Annotated in this window: 11 protein-coding genes; 3 read left to right on the forward strand and 8 right to left on the reverse strand. The window is 70.8% G+C overall.

All coding sequences use genetic code 11. The features are described from left to right. Positions 1–29: 29 nt before the first annotated feature. The 5 genes from Q664_RS61995 to msrB form a co-directional block, all read right to left on the reverse strand. The gene (locus Q664_RS61995) at positions 30–1,904 is read right to left on the reverse strand and encodes a sensor histidine kinase (RefSeq protein ID WP_043388330.1); all 1,875 of its coding nucleotides are present in this window, start codon (positions 1,902–1,904) and stop codon (positions 30–32) included. Between the two features lie 10 nt (positions 1,905–1,914). Next, positions 1,915–4,230 carry a hypothetical protein gene (locus Q664_RS00015; protein ID WP_152621807.1) on the reverse strand — a complete coding sequence of 772 codons (2,316 nt, stop codon included), beginning with the start codon at positions 4,228–4,230 and terminating at the stop codon, positions 1,915–1,917. A gap of 15 nt (positions 4,231–4,245) precedes the next feature. Next, positions 4,246–6,504 carry an Ig-like domain-containing protein gene (locus tag Q664_RS00020; protein ID WP_152621808.1) on the reverse strand — a complete coding sequence of 753 codons (2,259 nt, stop codon included), beginning with the start codon at positions 6,502–6,504 and terminating at the stop codon, positions 4,246–4,248. Between the two features lie 132 nt (positions 6,505–6,636). Beyond that, positions 6,637–7,131 (reverse strand): DUF6748 domain-containing protein, encoded by a 495-nt coding sequence (locus Q664_RS57180; protein WP_043388334.1) that lies wholly within the window; start codon positions 7,129–7,131, stop codon positions 6,637–6,639. Between the two features lie 86 nt (positions 7,132–7,217). Continuing rightward, a complete protein-coding gene (msrB, locus tag Q664_RS00030; protein WP_052517474.1) occupies positions 7,218–7,682 on the reverse strand; it encodes a peptide-methionine (R)-S-oxide reductase MsrB in 465 nt (154 codons plus the stop codon). A gap of 274 nt (positions 7,683–7,956) precedes the next feature. On the opposite strand from msrB, the gene dnaN reads away from it, so the two are divergent. From dnaN to Q664_RS00045, 3 genes are all read left to right on the forward strand, one after another. Continuing rightward, the gene (gene dnaN, locus Q664_RS00035) at positions 7,957–9,063 is read left to right on the forward strand and encodes a DNA polymerase III subunit beta (protein ID WP_043388335.1); all 1,107 of its coding nucleotides are present in this window, start codon (positions 7,957–7,959) and stop codon (positions 9,061–9,063) included. 30 nt (positions 9,064–9,093) lie between these two features. After that, complete coding sequence (locus tag Q664_RS00040) at positions 9,094–10,287, forward strand: acyltransferase family protein (RefSeq protein WP_052517475.1); 1,194 nt, start codon at positions 9,094–9,096, stop codon at positions 10,285–10,287. Between the two features lie 91 nt (positions 10,288–10,378). Then, positions 10,379–13,522 (forward strand): sensor histidine kinase, encoded by a 3,144-nt coding sequence (locus tag Q664_RS00045; RefSeq protein WP_043388337.1) that lies wholly within the window; start codon positions 10,379–10,381, stop codon positions 13,520–13,522. 4 nt (positions 13,523–13,526) lie between these two features. Here the strand turns inward: Q664_RS00045 and Q664_RS00050 are convergent, their stop codons facing one another. From Q664_RS00050 to Q664_RS00060, 3 genes are all read right to left on the reverse strand, one after another. Next, a complete protein-coding gene (locus Q664_RS00050; protein WP_043388340.1) occupies positions 13,527–13,928 on the reverse strand; it encodes a hypothetical protein in 402 nt (133 codons plus the stop codon). A gap of 44 nt (positions 13,929–13,972) precedes the next feature. Further along, the gene (locus tag Q664_RS51330) at positions 13,973–15,253 is read right to left on the reverse strand and encodes an EF-hand domain-containing protein (protein WP_052517476.1); all 1,281 of its coding nucleotides are present in this window, start codon (positions 15,251–15,253) and stop codon (positions 13,973–13,975) included. A gap of 66 nt (positions 15,254–15,319) precedes the next feature. Next, positions 15,320–15,787, reverse strand: a complete 468-nt coding sequence (locus Q664_RS00060; RefSeq protein WP_043388341.1) for a hypothetical protein — start codon at positions 15,785–15,787, stop codon at positions 15,320–15,322. Positions 15,788–15,931: the final 144 nt, after the last annotated feature.

A 15,931-nucleotide genomic window follows, 5' to 3' on the forward strand; every position in this document is an offset into this window, starting at 1 on the left:
CTGCTCGCTCAGGCCGGCGCTCTCGCGAATCAGACCAGGCCGCTCGAGGCGGGCGCCGCGGGCAGCACGAGGGTCACCGTTGTCCCCACTCCCTCGACACTGTCCAGGGTGATGGTGCCGCCGTGGTCCTCGATGACACGGTGGCATACGGCCAACGACAGGCCCTTCCCCGTCCACTGCTGCTTCGTGGTGAAGAAGGGGTTGAAGATGCGCTCCAGGTGCTCGCGCGCAATCCCTCGGCCCGTGTCCTTCATCTCCACCCGCACCACCTCCGCGTCCACCACCTGCGTGCTCAAGACGAGGTTGCGCTCCGGTCTGTCCCTCATGGCATTGAGGGCGTTGCCCAGCAGCCGGCCCAAGACATCTCCCAATGCCTGGGTGTCGCCCAGCACCTTCACCTCTCCCGGGTGGAAGCGGCAGTCCACGTGCACCCCCACCTGGCTCAGCTCCGCGCACCGTGACTCCAGTACGCGCTGCAGCATCCGGTGCAGGTCCAGCGGCAGCCGCCCCAATTGCTGGCGCTCGGAGAGCAGCTGAAGCTCTCGGACGATGCTGGCGATGCGTTGCGCCTGCTGGTGCACCGTGCCGAGCATCCGGTGCGAGGGGTCCTCCTTCGGCAGATCCATCAGCATCAGCTGCACGTTGCCCAACACCGCCGCCAGTGGGTTGTTCATCTCGTGCGCCATCCCCGCCGCCAGGTCTCCCATGGCCGCCAGTCGCTGGCTGCGCGAGAGCTGCACCTGGGTCTGTTGAAGCTCCCGCGTGCGCTCCTCCACCTGCGCCGCGAGTTGCTCGTTGAAGCCCAGCAGCTCCCGGTGCGCCTGCTCCAGCGCCTGCCCCATGTCGTTGAATGCTCGCGCCAGGTCTCCCAACTCGTCCCGGCGCTTGAGCGAGATCCGGTGGGCGAGGTTTCCCCGGGCCAGCGCGCGCGCGCCCTCGGCCAGCCGGGCGATGGGACGGGCCAGCGCTCGCGCCAGCATCAGCGCCAGTGCCAGCACTCCCAGCAGCGTCAGGCCCAGCACTCCGTAGGTGCTCCGCGCCAGGGCATGCAGCGGCGCGAGCGCGGCCTCGCGCGGACGGGCCACTACCGCCACCCAGCCCAGCTCCGGCACCGGACTGTAGGCCGCCAGCCATGCACGCCCCTCCTCCTCGTACGCCGCCAACCCCGTCTGCCTCGCGCCCACCGCCCCCGGCAGCTTCCCGGTGAAGTCTTCATGACGCTCGCGCTCCGGCTCACCGTCCAGCAGCAGCCGGCCCGCTCCATCCAGCAGGAAGACGCGCTCGTCGCCCACGCCTCGCGCGGCCAGCCGCTGGGAGAGTTCCTCCAGGCCCAGTTCGGCGGCGAGTCCTCCCGTCCGCGTCCCCGGGGCTCGCGCCGCCACCACCACCGCGGGCCGGCGTCGCACCCCTGTCAGGTAGGGCGCGGAGATGGCGTACGCTCGGCCCTCGGGCACCTGCGACAACAGCTCCGACGCCCGTCGCTGGAAGTCCTCCACCTCTCCGGCTGCCACCGTGTCGTGGCGGCGGAACTGCGGCTCCTGCCGCGCGAAGGCCTCTGGATCATCCACGAAGACGGAGGCCGTCAGCTGGCCCCGGGCGTCGAAGAGCCCCACCTGGGCAATGCGGTCGCGCCGCAGGAAGACCCGGATGAGGAACTCCTGGGCCTCCGACGGGCCCAGCTCGAGCGGCTCCTGGTGCACCAGCGCTCCTCCCAACTCCGTGGCCAGCGACAGGACATGGGTGGCCGCATGCTCGGCCTCGGCCAGGGCGGTACGCCGGTGCTGCTCGGCCACCGCCTCCGAGAGTGCCCGCTCCGCGTCTCGCCAGGCCAGCAAGCCCACCGCCAGGGTGGGCACCGCCGCGGTGACGATGAGCAGCAGCAGCAGCCGGGTGCGGATTCTCATGGGCTCGGGCTCATCGATGCTTGGGACAGCTCAGCTGCAGGTTGAGGCACTGTCTGACCGTCTTCCTCGCGTCCTCGCTGTCGGTCACGATGAGCTCCAGACAGGATTGCGGCTCGCGGCCGGCCACGTCGCTCCACGTGACATTGGGAAGGGTGACGGTGCCTCCCGTGAAGGCGGGCGTGGTGCTCGGGCTGATGGTGCCGAACGGAGAGAGCGCGAGCCGGGCCGCCCCCGAATAGGACGTCACGGCGTTGTTCCAGTTGTCCACGGCTTGCAGGCTGAGTTTCCAGCGGTCCGACGACGTGATGCAGGGCGGCACCTGCGCCTGGAACCGCACGACAGGACCCGGATTCACGGCGAACGTGCCGGGCTGCTGTCCCTTGGCCGTGCCGGATACGACGCTCAGCCGTGTGCTGGGCAGCGCCAGCAACACCGTGACGTCCACGTCGGCCTGGCCCTGGAAGCCGGAGAAGTGCGCGGGCGCGAACTGGTGCGCATGGACGCCCTGGGCATCCAACTCCAGTTCGTGCACGTCCCGCGTGGTGTTGCCGTAGGTATCCACCGCGCGGATGCGCACCCGGAAGGGCACTCCCGCCGTCTGGGCTCCGGTGGTGTCCTCCACCACGAAACGCTGCGTGGCTCCGGGCAGCACGGCGAAGCCTCCCGTGGTGGCTCGCAGCGCTCCCGGGCTCGTGGCGGTCCCCTCCACCAGGCTGATGCGCGTCTCCTCCACCGCGGCCGTGAGCGTCACCGGAAAGGTGATGGCGCCCGTGAAGGTGCCACTCGTGGTGGGGCTCAGCGCCCCCTCGGGAACCCCCGAGGCGGAGAGCGTCACGGACAGCGGCGTCTCCGCCCGGTTGCCGAAGCGATCCAGCGCCTCGAGCGTGAGGAGGAAGGCCTCGCCCGCCCACCGCGGCCCCACCACCGGCGACACCGCCAGGTGCGTGGGGAGCCCCGCCTGGATGGTGAACTCCGGCGTGGCACCCCGCACGTTCGACGCGTGGGGATCCTCCGCCACCACGGATACCCGCTGCACGCGGGAGAACTCGGCGTTGAACGCGGCCATGCCCACCTCCATTTCAACCTCGCCGGGCGAGAAGCCCGGGTCCGGTGGCAAGGTGTCCAGCCGCACCGTGCCGGTGTACGGCGTGCGGTTGTTCCAGGCGTCGAGCGACGTGAGGATGAAGCGCTCGGGGACTCCCGCCTGCAGGGGCCCGGTGCCGGTGCGCAGCACCTCGAGGCGCTGGGTGGTGCCGGGTTGCACCGCGAGGCTCACCGAGTGGGGTGTCAGCGCGCCGTACGTGTCCCGGTTGAAGCCGCTGGCCGACAGCCACACCTCCGCCCCGCTCCGCGTGTCCTTGTAGAGCAGCGGCAGGCGGCCCTGGGCGCCCTGCAACACGAGCGTGAGGTCCGGGTGGTAGGGGTCGCCCTCACTGACGGCCAGCCCTCCCGCGGACGAGGTGGTGCGCAGCGTCAGCTGGATGCCGGTGGCGGGCAGCGAGGCCGGGCCTCCACTGGAGTCCAGCACATCCACGGTGAGGGCCACGGGCTCTCCGGCCACCAGCGGCGAGGTGGGCACGCGGGTGAAGCGCACCGCCGTGGGCGGGCCGAGCCGTCCCACCGCCACCGTCTGGGCAATGGAAGGCAGGTCATGGCTGCTGGACTCCAGCGTGTGATAGCCCGGTGTGGTGTCCCGGTAGAGCACGTCCACTCCGGACTCCCCCGGGGCGAGCGGCACCTCCAACTCGCGCCACGCCTCGTCCTCCTGCCCGAGCCGGGTGAAGTGGCCCGTCTCCGAGTCACTGGTGATGTGCAGCACACGCGGCGTGGGGGTGGGGGCGGGCTGGCCCGAGGGATCTCTCAGCTCGATGCGGATGGGCTCCGTCCACTCCCCCGGGCGGGCCGCGCGCATCGAGGTGACGAAGACGAGCCGGTGCACGCCCCGGTCGATGACCTCGAAGGCCTCGGAGAGCGTGGAGGAGCGGCCCTGGGCGTCGGTGACGGTGACGTCGTGGCGGCCAGGCGGCAGGGTGGCCGGGGCGGTGGCCTCCAGCGCGTCGCGTGAGCGGAAGCGCACGCCATACGCGCGCTCGGAGCCGATGCGCACCTCGAAGCGGTTCTCCAGCGAGGGCGGGGTCTCCGAGCCCAGGTCCACCGCGACGTCCGGCGCGAAGGCGCCACTGAGCAGCAAGCGCTCGGGCGTGCCGAACGCGGTGCGCTCCGGGGACACCGCCTGGAGGCGCGGTGTGTCCGGCGAGGCGCTGCAGGAAATCACCCAGGCCAGCAGGGCCAGGGCGAGGGGGTGCATGCCAGTACGGGAACGCATCCGAGCCTCCATTCGTCAGAGCGCGAAGCGGTAGCCGAGCGAGGTGGAGAGCCCGCCAATGGGGCCCTGGAAGGTGCCGCCCTCGGGGAGCCGGGCGAGGCCATAGCGCCCCTGCCACAGGAGCTCCCCGGGGCCGAGCGAGTACGCCACCCCGAGCCGCACGTGGCCGCCGAAGGCCGGGGAGAACTGGCGTTGTGAGCCCGGGTCCAGACTGATGCGCCAGTCGATGTGGACGAGGTGCGCGTCGAGCCCGGCTCCCGCGTAGCCGGACAGCGCGCCCGTGACGGGGACGAGCCAGCGCGCCCCCACGGACACGGTGGTGGTGAGGGCCCGGGCGCTCAAATCGAAGGGCTCGTGCGCCGCGCTCTCTCCCCGCAGCGAAAAACGACCCCAGGCCATCCGCACCGAGGCGCTGGCGGCGAGCCGCTCTCCGAGCGCGTAGGGGCGCACGTCTCCCTCCAGCTCCAGCGAGGGCTGCATCAGCCGGCCCAGGTTGCTCTGCGCCCCAAGCCTCACCGTGAGTCCCCGGGGAATGCGCGAGGCGAGATGGAGGCGCGCATCCCCCCGAGCCTCGCGCGCGGCGGCCAGCACCGTGGCCACTCCTCCTTCGCACCGGGCGGGCGCATGGAAGCGGGTGACGAACTCCCCTCCACCCAGCGAGGCCACACGCTCGAAGCGTCCGTGCTCGGCCTGGGTGCCCGCGGCGCTCAGCGTGATGGGCACGCCGTCCAGCGGATTGCCATACAGGTCCTCGACCATCAGGTGCACCTGCGTGCTGTCCCTCCCGTCGCAGAGCACCTCGTTCTTCTCGGTGCGCACGCGCATCCGGGCGGGCTCTCCGGGGACGAGCCGCACGGTGGTGCCGATGCTCTGCTCCTCCCACCTCACCTGGATGCGCGCCTCGCCCGTCTGACGGACCGACTCCAGCTCCACGGTCGCGCGGCCCTCGCGTGTCGTCACCGAGGAGGGGAGCCGGCCGAGCGTGGTGGACAGGACGAGCACCGTGCCGTCCGGCGCCGGCAACCCCTTCGCGTCGCGGGCGGAGATCTTCAACCCCACCCGGGAGAGGCCATCCGCCGGCAGTTCGTGCCCGTTCCCCTCCATTCCACCCAGTTCCAACGTGAGGCGGGGAATGGGAAGGAACGTCACGCTCGACGAGACCGGTGGCGCGCCGTCGATCCACGCCACGAACCGTTCCTCGCCTCCACCGGGAGGGGAGCGGTAGCGCGCGAGGTAGGTGCCATCTCCCTGGTCCTGGACCGGCCCCACCTCGCCGAGCGTGGCCTGGAGGCGCACGGGCTCTCCAGGCAGCGCACGTCCCCGCTCGTCGAGGGCGGACACGTGAACGAACGCTCCCGAGGCCCCTCCTTCCAGCGTTTCGACCTCGAGGGCGAGGGTGGGCTTCACTCCGGCCCGCAGCTCCACCCGGACGCTGGAGGGCTCGCCGTTGCCAGCCTGGGCCGTGAGCACCGCCTCGCCCGGAGTGGCCCGGGGCGGGGGCACGAATGTGCCCAGGTGGACGCCCGGGCCGAGGCGCCGCGCCTCGAAGGTGCCTCCCGTCCGCGAGAAGCCAGGCGCGGCCTCCAGCGGCTCGCCGCGGCTGTCGATACCGAAGGCCCATACGCGCAGGCCTCGCTCGCCATTGGCCTCGAGCGAGGACTCCTCGGCGAGCAGCAGCACCGAGGGCCTGGGCGACACGGGCAGGGGCATGGGCCATTGCCGCGCGGGCTGGCCGGGCGCGGCGGCCGAGACGGTGGCCTGCGTCACGCCAGGCGAGAGCAGGACGGGCACCTCGGCCTGGCCGGTGGCGTTGGCGCGCACGGGCCCGTGGAGGGTGTCCCCGATGCGGACCTCCACGCGGCCCAGGGGCGGCAGCCCGGAGAGGGGCAACACCTGGCGTCGCTGCACCTCGAGCACCACGGTGGCGTGGGCTCCCGAGGACGGCGACACGGCGGCGCACAGGATGGGCGCGAGTGTGTCGGTGCGGGGCGGGACGAAGGAGGCCTGGAGCGTGTCCGGGGCGGAGCGCCGGGCCGCGAGCACCCGGCCCGCGCTGCACGCGAGGCGCACGTCCGCGGGCAACCCGGGCGCGGAGACGGTGAGGGTGGCTCGGGTGTCACGCCCGGAGAGCAGCTGGCGCGGCGAGGCCTCCAGGCGCAACGGGGAGGCCGCGCGGCCGGGGCTGGCACCCAGCAGGCACAACAGGACGAGCGGCCCGAGGCTCCACCCGGCCCCGCGCCCGCCTTGGGGTGTCACCACCGCTCGCCCCGTCATCCCGGAAGCGCCCCCAGTCCTTGAGAGAGTGAGGGCAGGATACTCCTTACACAATGGACGTGGGGCGTGCGGCCAGGCGAAGTGACTTCCGGGGGACGGCGCGGGACGAAGCCCCCCGGGTGGGAGCTGGGACTACTGTCCCTCGACGACCCGGCGGATGCGCAGCACCGTGGCGGCGCCAGCGGGGCCCGCGTTGGGCACCGTGTCCAGCGTGCCTTCCACCTTGAGGCCGGGGTTCCCGTTGGCGGCCTCCATGATGCTGTTGCGCTTCTCGTCGCTGACGCCGAGCGCGGCCGTGTCCACCTCGTGCACCTGGATGGGCTCGTCGCCGGGCCGGTCCGGCCGGGTGGCGATGAAGTACGGGCAGGGCGTGGTCATGCAGCGCACCCCGCTGTTGCGGATGAAGAAGACGGCGGGCCCGCGCTCGGCGGAGGGCGCGGCGGCGGTGCCACCCGAGGGCGACTCGGGAGCGGGAGCGGGCTTGTCGGTGGTGGGCTTGTCCATGGGCGCGGAAGCAGTGCCGCCGGACTCGGCGGCTCGGGGGGTTTCGGGGGTGTTGCCTTTGCTGCAACCGGCGAGCAGGCCAAGGGCAAGGGCGGCGGTGAGCAGGGGCTGACGGAAGGTCATGAGACGGGCTCCGGAAAGGGAGGGCGCGCAGTCTCGCCGCCTCCCGGGACAGATGCCACTTCCGACGCGCGGCCGGCCCGCCTCATTCACGCGGGCGCCCCGACGTCCTCCTCCATCGCTTGCTCCTCCAAGAACCCTTCTTCCAGGAGCTGCTCTTCAGACTCGAACGCCAGGGCCGCCGAGTTGATGCTGTAGCGCAGCCCGGTGGGCGGAGGCCCGTCGTCGAAGACATGACCCAGGTGGGCGCCGCAGCGGTCGCATGCCACCTCCGTCCGGATGCGCAGGAAACTGGAGCGGTCCTCGTGGTGGGCCACGTGGCCGGGGCGGATGGGCGCCCAGAAGCTGGGCCAGCCCGTGCCCGCGTCGAACTTCGCCTTCGAGGCGAAGAGCGTCTGTCCACAACCCGCACAACAGTAGAGGCCCCGGGCAGGGTGGTCCACGAAGGCCCCGCTGAACGGTGCCTCGGTCTCCCCCTGCCGCATCACCCGGTACTGCTCCGGGGTGAGATCCTGTCGCCACTCGTCGTCGGTCTTGTAGACCCTGTCGTGCATGGCGTTCTCCTCACTCGCTCGACCCTCCCTAGTGATGGGGGCGGAGGTGCCGGGAAGCACCAACCGGTTGGCGGGTCGGTAGGTGTGGCTCCCACCTGTACGCCAGAGGTCGGGGAGTGGGCGCAAGTGCCCGTTCGGCCGAGTGCTGGACGAAGGAGCATGACCGCAGACGTCAGGTTCGTTGACGGCCTACTGCCCCCGGGCTACATCCGCCCGGAGCGGCCGAGGGGCCGCGACTCTTTCCCGTACCCCTGGTTCTTCAAGGACCCCCGAGATGGAATTCCGCATCGCCGCCGACGAGCTGAAGAAGGCCCTCTACCGCGCCCAGGGCATCGTGGAGCGCAAGACGACGATGCCCATCCTGGCCAATGTGCTCGTCACGGCGCACAAGGCGGGGGTGACGGTCACCGCGTTCGACCTGGAGATCGGCATCGTGTCCGAGCACCCGGCCGAGGTGGTGAAGCCCGGCGCGGTGACGCTCAGCGCCAAGTACGTCTTCGACATCGTCCAGAACCTGCCGGACGCCCACGTCACGCTCAAGAAGCTGGCGAACAACTACGTGGAGATTTCGTCCGGCTCGGCGCACTTCAAGATCGTCGGCACGGCGCCCGAGGAGTACCCGAAGCTGCCGCGCGAGGAGAGCGCGCCGCTGGTGCAGGTGACGGGCAACACGCTGCTGGAGATGATCAAGAAGACGCAGTTCGCCATCTCCACGGACGAGACGCGCTACATCCTCAACGGCGTGTACTTCGAGCCGCAGCAGGGCGGCAAGGTGCGGATGGTGGCCACGGACGGCCACCGCCTGTCCCTCATCGAGCGCGAGCTGCAGGGCGACTTCAAGCTCAAGGGCGGCGTCATCATCCCGCGCAAGGGCCTGTTGGAGCTCAAGCGGCTGCTGGACGAGGCGCCGGACGCGGAGTGCCAGCTGGGGTTCGCGGAGAACTCGGCGCTCTTCAAGAAGACGGGCCTGACGATGGTGATGAGGCTCATCGACGGGCAGTTCCCCGAGTACCAGCGCGTCATCCCCAAGGAGGGCGAGAAGGCGGTGCTGGTGCCCAAGACGCGGCTGCTCGAGGGCCTCAAGCGCATCGCCCTGCTGAGCGCGGACAAGAGCTACGCGGTGCGCATCGGCCTGGCGGAGAACCAGCTGCTCATCACCGCCAACAACCCGGACCTGGGCGAGGCGAAGGACGCGCTGGAGATCGCCTACCGGGGCAACGCCATCACCATCGGCTTCAACGCGCGCTACCTCATCGACGTGCTGACGGTGACGGACACGGACGAGGTGGCCTTCGAGCTGGGTGACGAGCACAGCCCGGGCGTGCTGCACGCGCCGGGGGACCGGAGCTTCACGGCGGTGGTGATGCCGATGCGCGTCTGAGCGTGAGCGCCTGTTGCCAGTGCTGAAGACATGAGTGACCAGGCCCCCAGCGCCGAGCCTCTCCCGCGGGTGCCGGGCTCGCGCAACACGGGCCTGGACCGTGCGCGGGCGGTGGCCACCATGGCGATGGTGATGGGCCACACGCTGGACGCGGTGCTGTCGGACGCGGCGCGCCATGGCGTGGGCATGGTGACGTACTGGTCCCTCCGGGCCGTGACGGCGCCGCTGTTCCTCTTCGTGGCCGGCTGGGCCTTCGCGACGACGGTGCAGCGCACGGGCGCGCATGGCTGGGGCGTGCTGCGCCGGTACCTGCCGCGCGTGGGATTGCTGCTCGGCTGGGGTTACCTCCTACGTTGGCCCGGCTGGGGGCTGCCCCTGCTCTTCGCCGGCGACGAGACGGTGTGGCGGCACTTCCTGGCCTTCGACGCGCTGCACGGGGTGGCGGCGGCGCTGCTGATGGGCGCGAGCGTGCTGTCGGTGCTGAAGGGACGGACGGCGCGGATGAGGGCGTTGGCGGCACTGGCGGTGCTCGTGCCGCTGGCGAGCCCGTGGGTACGCGCGACGGTGCTGGCGGGTGGATGGCCCCTGGCGCTGGAGCAGGCGCTGGCGAGCAGGACGTCCAACTTCCCCATCTTCCCCTGGTCCTCGTACTTCTTCATGGGAGGCCTCGCGGGGCTGGGGCTCGCGGAGGTGAAGCGGGTGCCGCATTGGTTGTGCCTGATGGGCACGGGCACGGGCATCCTGGCGCTGATGTCGCTGTGGGGCGGAGACCCCCGGGTGAGCGACCCGACGCTGGTGGCGTGGCGGGTGGGGTTGCTGTCGGTGGCGGCCGGGGTGGCGATGCTGCTGCCCTCGAGACTGGACCGGTGGATGGCGCCCGTGGGACGCGCGTCGCTCTGGGTCTACGTGGTGCACCTGCCCCTGGCGTACGGCTGGTCCAATGTCGCGGGCCTGGCGTCCCGGCTGGGCCGCTCGCAGGACGCGCTGCCCGCGCTGGGACTGGCATTGTCCGTGTTGACGGTGTCGCTGTTGATCGCCCTGCCAGCGAAGAAGCTCCACGGCCGCTGGCGGAAGCGCGACCGTGGGTCCGCCCGTCCGGGTCCACATCCGGAACCCGCCGCCCCACACGGTGAGTCCACCCCTCGCCCTCCGGGAGAGGAGCCCCTCGTCGTTCAAAGGGGGGGCAAGCCCCCCGGGGTGAGGAGTCCGAGGCTCCCAGGTTGAGCCCGTAAGGCCGACCCGTGCGTCTGTGCTAGGCTGAACCTCCGGGTCCGAGGACACGGGCCCCGCTTTTCCTGAGAGGTAACGGGAGCCCATGCCGTCGTACCGGATCGCCACGCTCCTGACGCTGGGCCTCACGGTCCTGCTGTGGGGGAGGGAGGCTCGGAGCGGAGAGCCTCCGGGGCGCATCGGCTTCCGCAGCTACGGCACGGAGTCCGGCATCGAGAACCACGACATGTCCTGCGTGCTGCAGGACGCGGCGGGGTTCGTCTGGGTGTGCGCCGCGGATGCGGTGTACCGCTTCGATGGCGAGCGCTTCGAGCGCTTCGGGTTGGACGCGGGGCTGCCCTCGTCCAGCGTGAGGGACGAGACGCTCGACTCCCAGGGCCGGCTGCTGCTGGCCACGCAGAAGGGCGTGGTGCGCTGGGACGGGAGCCGCTTCGCCGCCGTGCCGATGACGGGCATCCCCACGCAGGTGTGGAGCATCCGCGTGGACGCCGGAGGCCGGCTGGTGGCGGGCACCGAGCAGGGCCTGTACGTGGAGGTGGAGCCGGGGCGTTTCGTGCCGATGCCGGGATGGCCGGGCGGCCCCGCCATGGTGCTCTGGACGGATGCCTCGGGCGCGCTCCAGGTGGGCTCGGGCTCGCGCGTGTTGAGCCGGGATGTGGCGGGGCGCTGGCTCATCCATGAGGTGCCGGGGCTCCGCAATTCCGTCACCGACCTGGTGCGGGACGGACTGGGCCGTCTGTGGGCGGGCAGCGAGGGCTGGCTGGCCGTACAGCCGCGCGAGGGCATGTCCTTCGAGGAGCGCTCGCACCTCATCCAGGGGATGATGGGAGCGGGGCGCCGCCTGCGCGTGGGCCAGCGCGGACAACTGCTGGTGCCCAACTACCGGGGCCTGCTCTCGGTGGAGGGCGAGCGGGTGGAGTTGCACCGGCTGGGCCTCTCGGAGCGCGCGTCGCGGATGCGGGACGTGCTGCATGACCGGGAGGGCACGCTCTGGGTCGTGAGCCTGGGCGTGCACCGCTCCCTGGGCCGGGGGTTGTGGACCGTGCACGACATCTCCACGGGGATGCACTCGAGCATGATCTGGGGCCTCACCCGCGATAGCCACGGGACGTTGTGGGTGGGCACGGATGATGGGCTGGCGCGGGCCTCGTCCGCGGGCTGGGTCCACGTTCCCGCGCTGCGCGGGTATTCGCTCAAGAGCCTCGAGGAGGGCCCGGACGGTGCCCTGTGGGCCGCGGGCAACCCGGAGGGGCTCCACCGCTACGAGCCCTGGAGTGGGAAGGTGCGGACGTACGGTGTGCCGGAGGGCCTGCCAGGGCGCTACACGTTCGATCTGCTGTGGGAGCCGGATGGAACGCTGTGGGCGGCCACCAGCGCCGGCCTGTTCCGAGGCGTGTACCGGGACGGGGACTGGGCCTTCGAGCTGGTGTTGCCGCACAGCCGGCGGACGTTCTTCGGTGGCGTGGAGCGGGACGGGACCGGGAGGCTGTGGGCGGCGGGGGATGGGCTCTACGTGCGCGAGGGGGGCGTGTTCCGCCGCCTGGGCTCCGCCGAGGGGCTGCGGGACGAGCGCGTGCGCTACCTGGTGGCGCGGCGCGACGGCCGGGTGTGCGTGTCCTACGTGGAGCCGCTGGGGCTGAGCTGCTTCACCTACGAGGCGGGGCGCCTCACCGAGGTGTTCCTCCTGGACCGGAGCACGGGGCTGCTCAACGGCGTCACGTACATGGTGGGGGAGGACGCCGCGGGCCGGCTGTGGGTGGGGACGGGAGCGGGCGTGCACCTGGTGGGCGAGGACGGAATGCTGGAGCACTTCGGGGCCACCGGAGGGCTGCCGGGAGATGACTGCAGCGGCAACTCCTTCCTGGCGGAGGAGGACGGCACGGTGTGGGTGGGCACCTCGAGCGGGCTGGGCCGCTTCCAGGGCGCGCGCTACACCGGCCCGGCCGCGCCACCGCGGGTGGTGCTGCTGAACACGCGGCTCGGGCCGCACGAGGTGTCCGGCTCCGAGGTCCAGGGGCTCGCGGCGGAGCACGGAGACACGACGCTGTCGGTCCGGTTCGCCGACCTGGGCTCCCTGGACGAGGGGCACGTGGACCATGACGTGCGCCTGGTGGGGATGGATGACTGGCACGCGGTGCCGGGCCGCTCGGTGCGCTACAGCACGCTCCCCGCGGGCAGCTACCGCTTCGAGGTCCGCGCCCGCAACGACTGGGGGCCCTGGGGACCGGTGACGGGCTTCGACCTGGTGGTGCATCCCGCGTGGTGGGCGTCCTGGTGGGCGCGGGGCCTGGGCGTGCTGCTGCTGGGCCTGGCCGTGGCGGGCGTGGTGCGCTGGCGCGTCATCGCCCTGCGGCGCACGAACCTCGAGCTGGAGCGTCTGGTGGCGGCCCGCACCGCCGAGCTGGACCAGGCCCGCCAGAAGGTGATGCAGGCCGAGAAGCTCTCCGCCATGGGGCAACTGCTGGCGCGGCTCTCGCACGAAATCAACAACCCGCTCACGGCCATCCACACCAACCTGCCGGTGGTGCGCGAGTACTTCGATCAGCTGTCCGTGGTGTTGCGGCGTTGCCAGGCGCGGCTGGAGGAGCACCCCGAGGACGTGGAGGAGGTGAAGCGGCTGTGGCGGGAGCAGGACGTGGAGTTCCTGCTCCAGGACACGCCGGACGCGCTGGAGGCGATGCAGCACGCCACGGAGCGCATCCGCGGAATCCAGGCGGATTTGAGGGCGTTCCTGCGCGGCGAGGGCCCGAGGCTCGAGCCGGGAGACCTCAACGCGGTGGTGCGCGAGACGGTGGAGATGGTGCGGCGCTCGCTGCCCGAGGGGACGCGGGTGGAGGTGCGGTGTGGCGAGCTGCCGGTGTTCTCCTTCCACCGGGGACAGATGGGGCAGGTGACGCTGAACCTGCTGCGCAACGCCCTGGACGCGCTGGGCGGGAAGGGCGAGGTGCGGGTGAGCACGTCCGTGCGCGGTGGCATGGCCGAGCTGGTGGTGGCGGATGACGGCCCGGGCATTCCCCAGGAGCTGAGGGCCCGCATCTTCGAGCCCTTCTTCACCACGAAGGACGTGGGGAAGGGCTCGGGGCTGGGACTGGCCATCTGCCGCCAGCTCATCACGGAGAACCACGGCGGGACGCTGGAGCTGGACACGTCCGTGGAGCGCGGCGCCTGCTTCCGGGTGCGGCTGCCGTTGGCCGGGGCGGACGAGACCGCCGAGCGCAAGGTGGCGTGAGGGCTCAGCGCGGGGGAGCGCTCGTGGACGCGGCCTGTACGGCTTCCAGCAGGGGCCCCATGCCCATCGCCTCCACGCGCTCCCTCATGTAGCTCATGCACTCGAGGACGATGGACGGTGGCGGGTTGGGCGCGGCGGGGTCCTTGGCGTAGTGCGCGAGCACCTGGCTGAAGTCTTCGGCGAGCGTGGCCTGGAAGGGGGCCTGGGACTCCATCGCCAGCAGCGCCGCCCTCAGCTTGTTCAGCAGCCGCTGGAGGCTTCCCCTGGCGGAGGGCAGCTGCTTGCCGAGCTCCGCCAGCAGACGCTTCCGCTTCTGGCACAACGCCTCCGGCTCTGGCTTCAGGTGGCCCAGGAAGGCCTTCACTTCATCGGGTAGATCCGCGGGAATCTCCTCGGGTTTGAACATGGCGGGCTCCTCGTTGGAGGTTGGAGAGGGAACGTCGGGGAAGGTCAGTACGAGCCACAGCCCGCGGCCTGCATCCGCCGCAGGACCTCGACCAGCTGGAAGATCTGCCAGGCCTGCTGCATGGCCTCGTGGTGCACCGGGCTCTGCCCCGCCTGCTGCGCGCCGTGCGTGGAGGCGGGCTTGCGCGTGCTGTACGACGAGCTCATGTCCGCCTCGTTGTAGCGGGTGTTCAGCTTGCGGATGCCGTGCTTCTCCAGGTCCACGAGCTCGCCCTTCTGGGTGATGCCGTCGCCGTTGCGATCCTCCCAGATCTTCAGACCCGCCAGCTCCGAGCCCTTCACCTGCCCATCCCCGTTCTTGTCGAAGTAGTGGGCGAGCTTCTCGTAGCCGTTCTTGAACGTGTTCTTCCCGTTCAAGTCGACGTGGCCGAACAGCTCTTTGCCGCTGGTGATCTTCCCATCCCCGTCCACGTCCCACACCAGCATGCCGTCGCCACCGGTCTTCGAGTCCCAGGGCTTGGTCCACTCGTTCTGGTTCTGGTTGCCCCAGAAATACAGGGGCTTGTTCTTGTTGGTGCCGTCGCGCTTGAGCTCGCCCACCAGCATGCCGTTGCTGTCACGGAACTCGGCGCGCATGTTGCTGCCGAGCCCCAGGCCCATGTCGCCGCCACCCTTCTTCCAGGCCTTGTTGGACTGCAGCTTCTTGAGCTGCTCGGCGCTCAGCGACTTCACCAGCTTGCCGTCCTTGTCGAAGACCTTGGCGGTCACCCCCGCCCCCAGCGCGGGCGCGCCGTTACCCGGGCGCCGATTCAGGCTCTTGGTCGACCACTGGCGGTCCGAGGGGTTCAGGTCGAACCCCTTGACCGTGTTGCCCTCCAGCTTGCCATTGCCCTTGATGTTGCTGCCGGTGATGTCCGCCTTTCCGTTGCCGTTGAGGTCCAACACGATGGGCGACTGCTGCTTCGTCTTCGTTCCCGATTTGGTATCGAAGAACACGTCCCACATCTTCCCCTTCCCGTGCTGCTGCGGCTCCGTGGGGCAGGGCGGCGGTCTCGAGGGGCAGGGCGACGGCCGCTTGGTGCAGACCTGGGTGCTTTGGAAGGCGCTGAAGGACTGCAGCATGGAGATGGAGTTGAAGAGGCCGCCCAGCGTGTTGAGCGGGCGGTTGGAGGGGCACTTCTGGTAGGCGCCATTCAGCCCGCCCAGGGCCGAGGAGGAGAAGACGGCCGAGCTGAAGGAGAAGCTGGCGAAGCCGCCGCCTCGCGACGAGAAGCTGGCGGAGGCCTGGGACATCGCGAGCTGGAAGCTCTTTTGATTGATGAACATGGCGGAGTTCCTTTCCGTGAAAGGGATTGGATGTGGGGATTGTCGCTCGCGGGGCGCTGTAGGGCTTCAGCCCCGAATGCTGCCGAACCTGTGCTGCATCTGGAGCTCGTGCTCCTGCCGGTCCTCTTCCTCGGCGTCGGCCAGTGGCGGGTCGGGGAGTTCATCCACCACCGCCAGGAGGGGGCTCATGCCAATGGCCTCCAGGTACGAGCGCACGTGGTTCATGCAGTCGCCGATGATGTCGGGAGGTGGAATGACGGCGCCGGGGTGTTTCATGTAGCTGTCGAGCGCGGAGGAGAGCTCGCTGGCGAGCCGGGCCTGGAACGGAGCGTCGGGCCGCAGCGACACGAGCACCGCCGCCACCTGACGTTGGAGTTGCTGGAGCGCCTCGGTGGACGACTCCTGCCGGGTGGTGAGCTCCGTCAGCAAGCGCTCGCGCTCCTGCGCCAACGCCTCGGGGGCGGGCCGCAGGTGGGCCAGGACGAGCTTCACCTCATCGGGCACGTCATGGGGGATCTTCTTGGGCTGGGGCATTGTGGCTCCTCGGCTCATTCGGCGAGAGGCCGGCCCTGGCCCGACATCCCATCCTCAACCGTCTTGTTCGAGAATGGAGGGCCATCGCGCGGTCGCAATCCGCTGCCGAATCAGGTGAAGGGGTGACTCTGGCAGGGTCGGCAT

Source organism: Archangium violaceum Cb vi76 (assembly GCF_000733295.1).
In the GTDB taxonomy this organism is placed as follows: Bacteria; Myxococcota; Myxococcia; order Myxococcales; family Myxococcaceae; genus Archangium; species Archangium violaceum.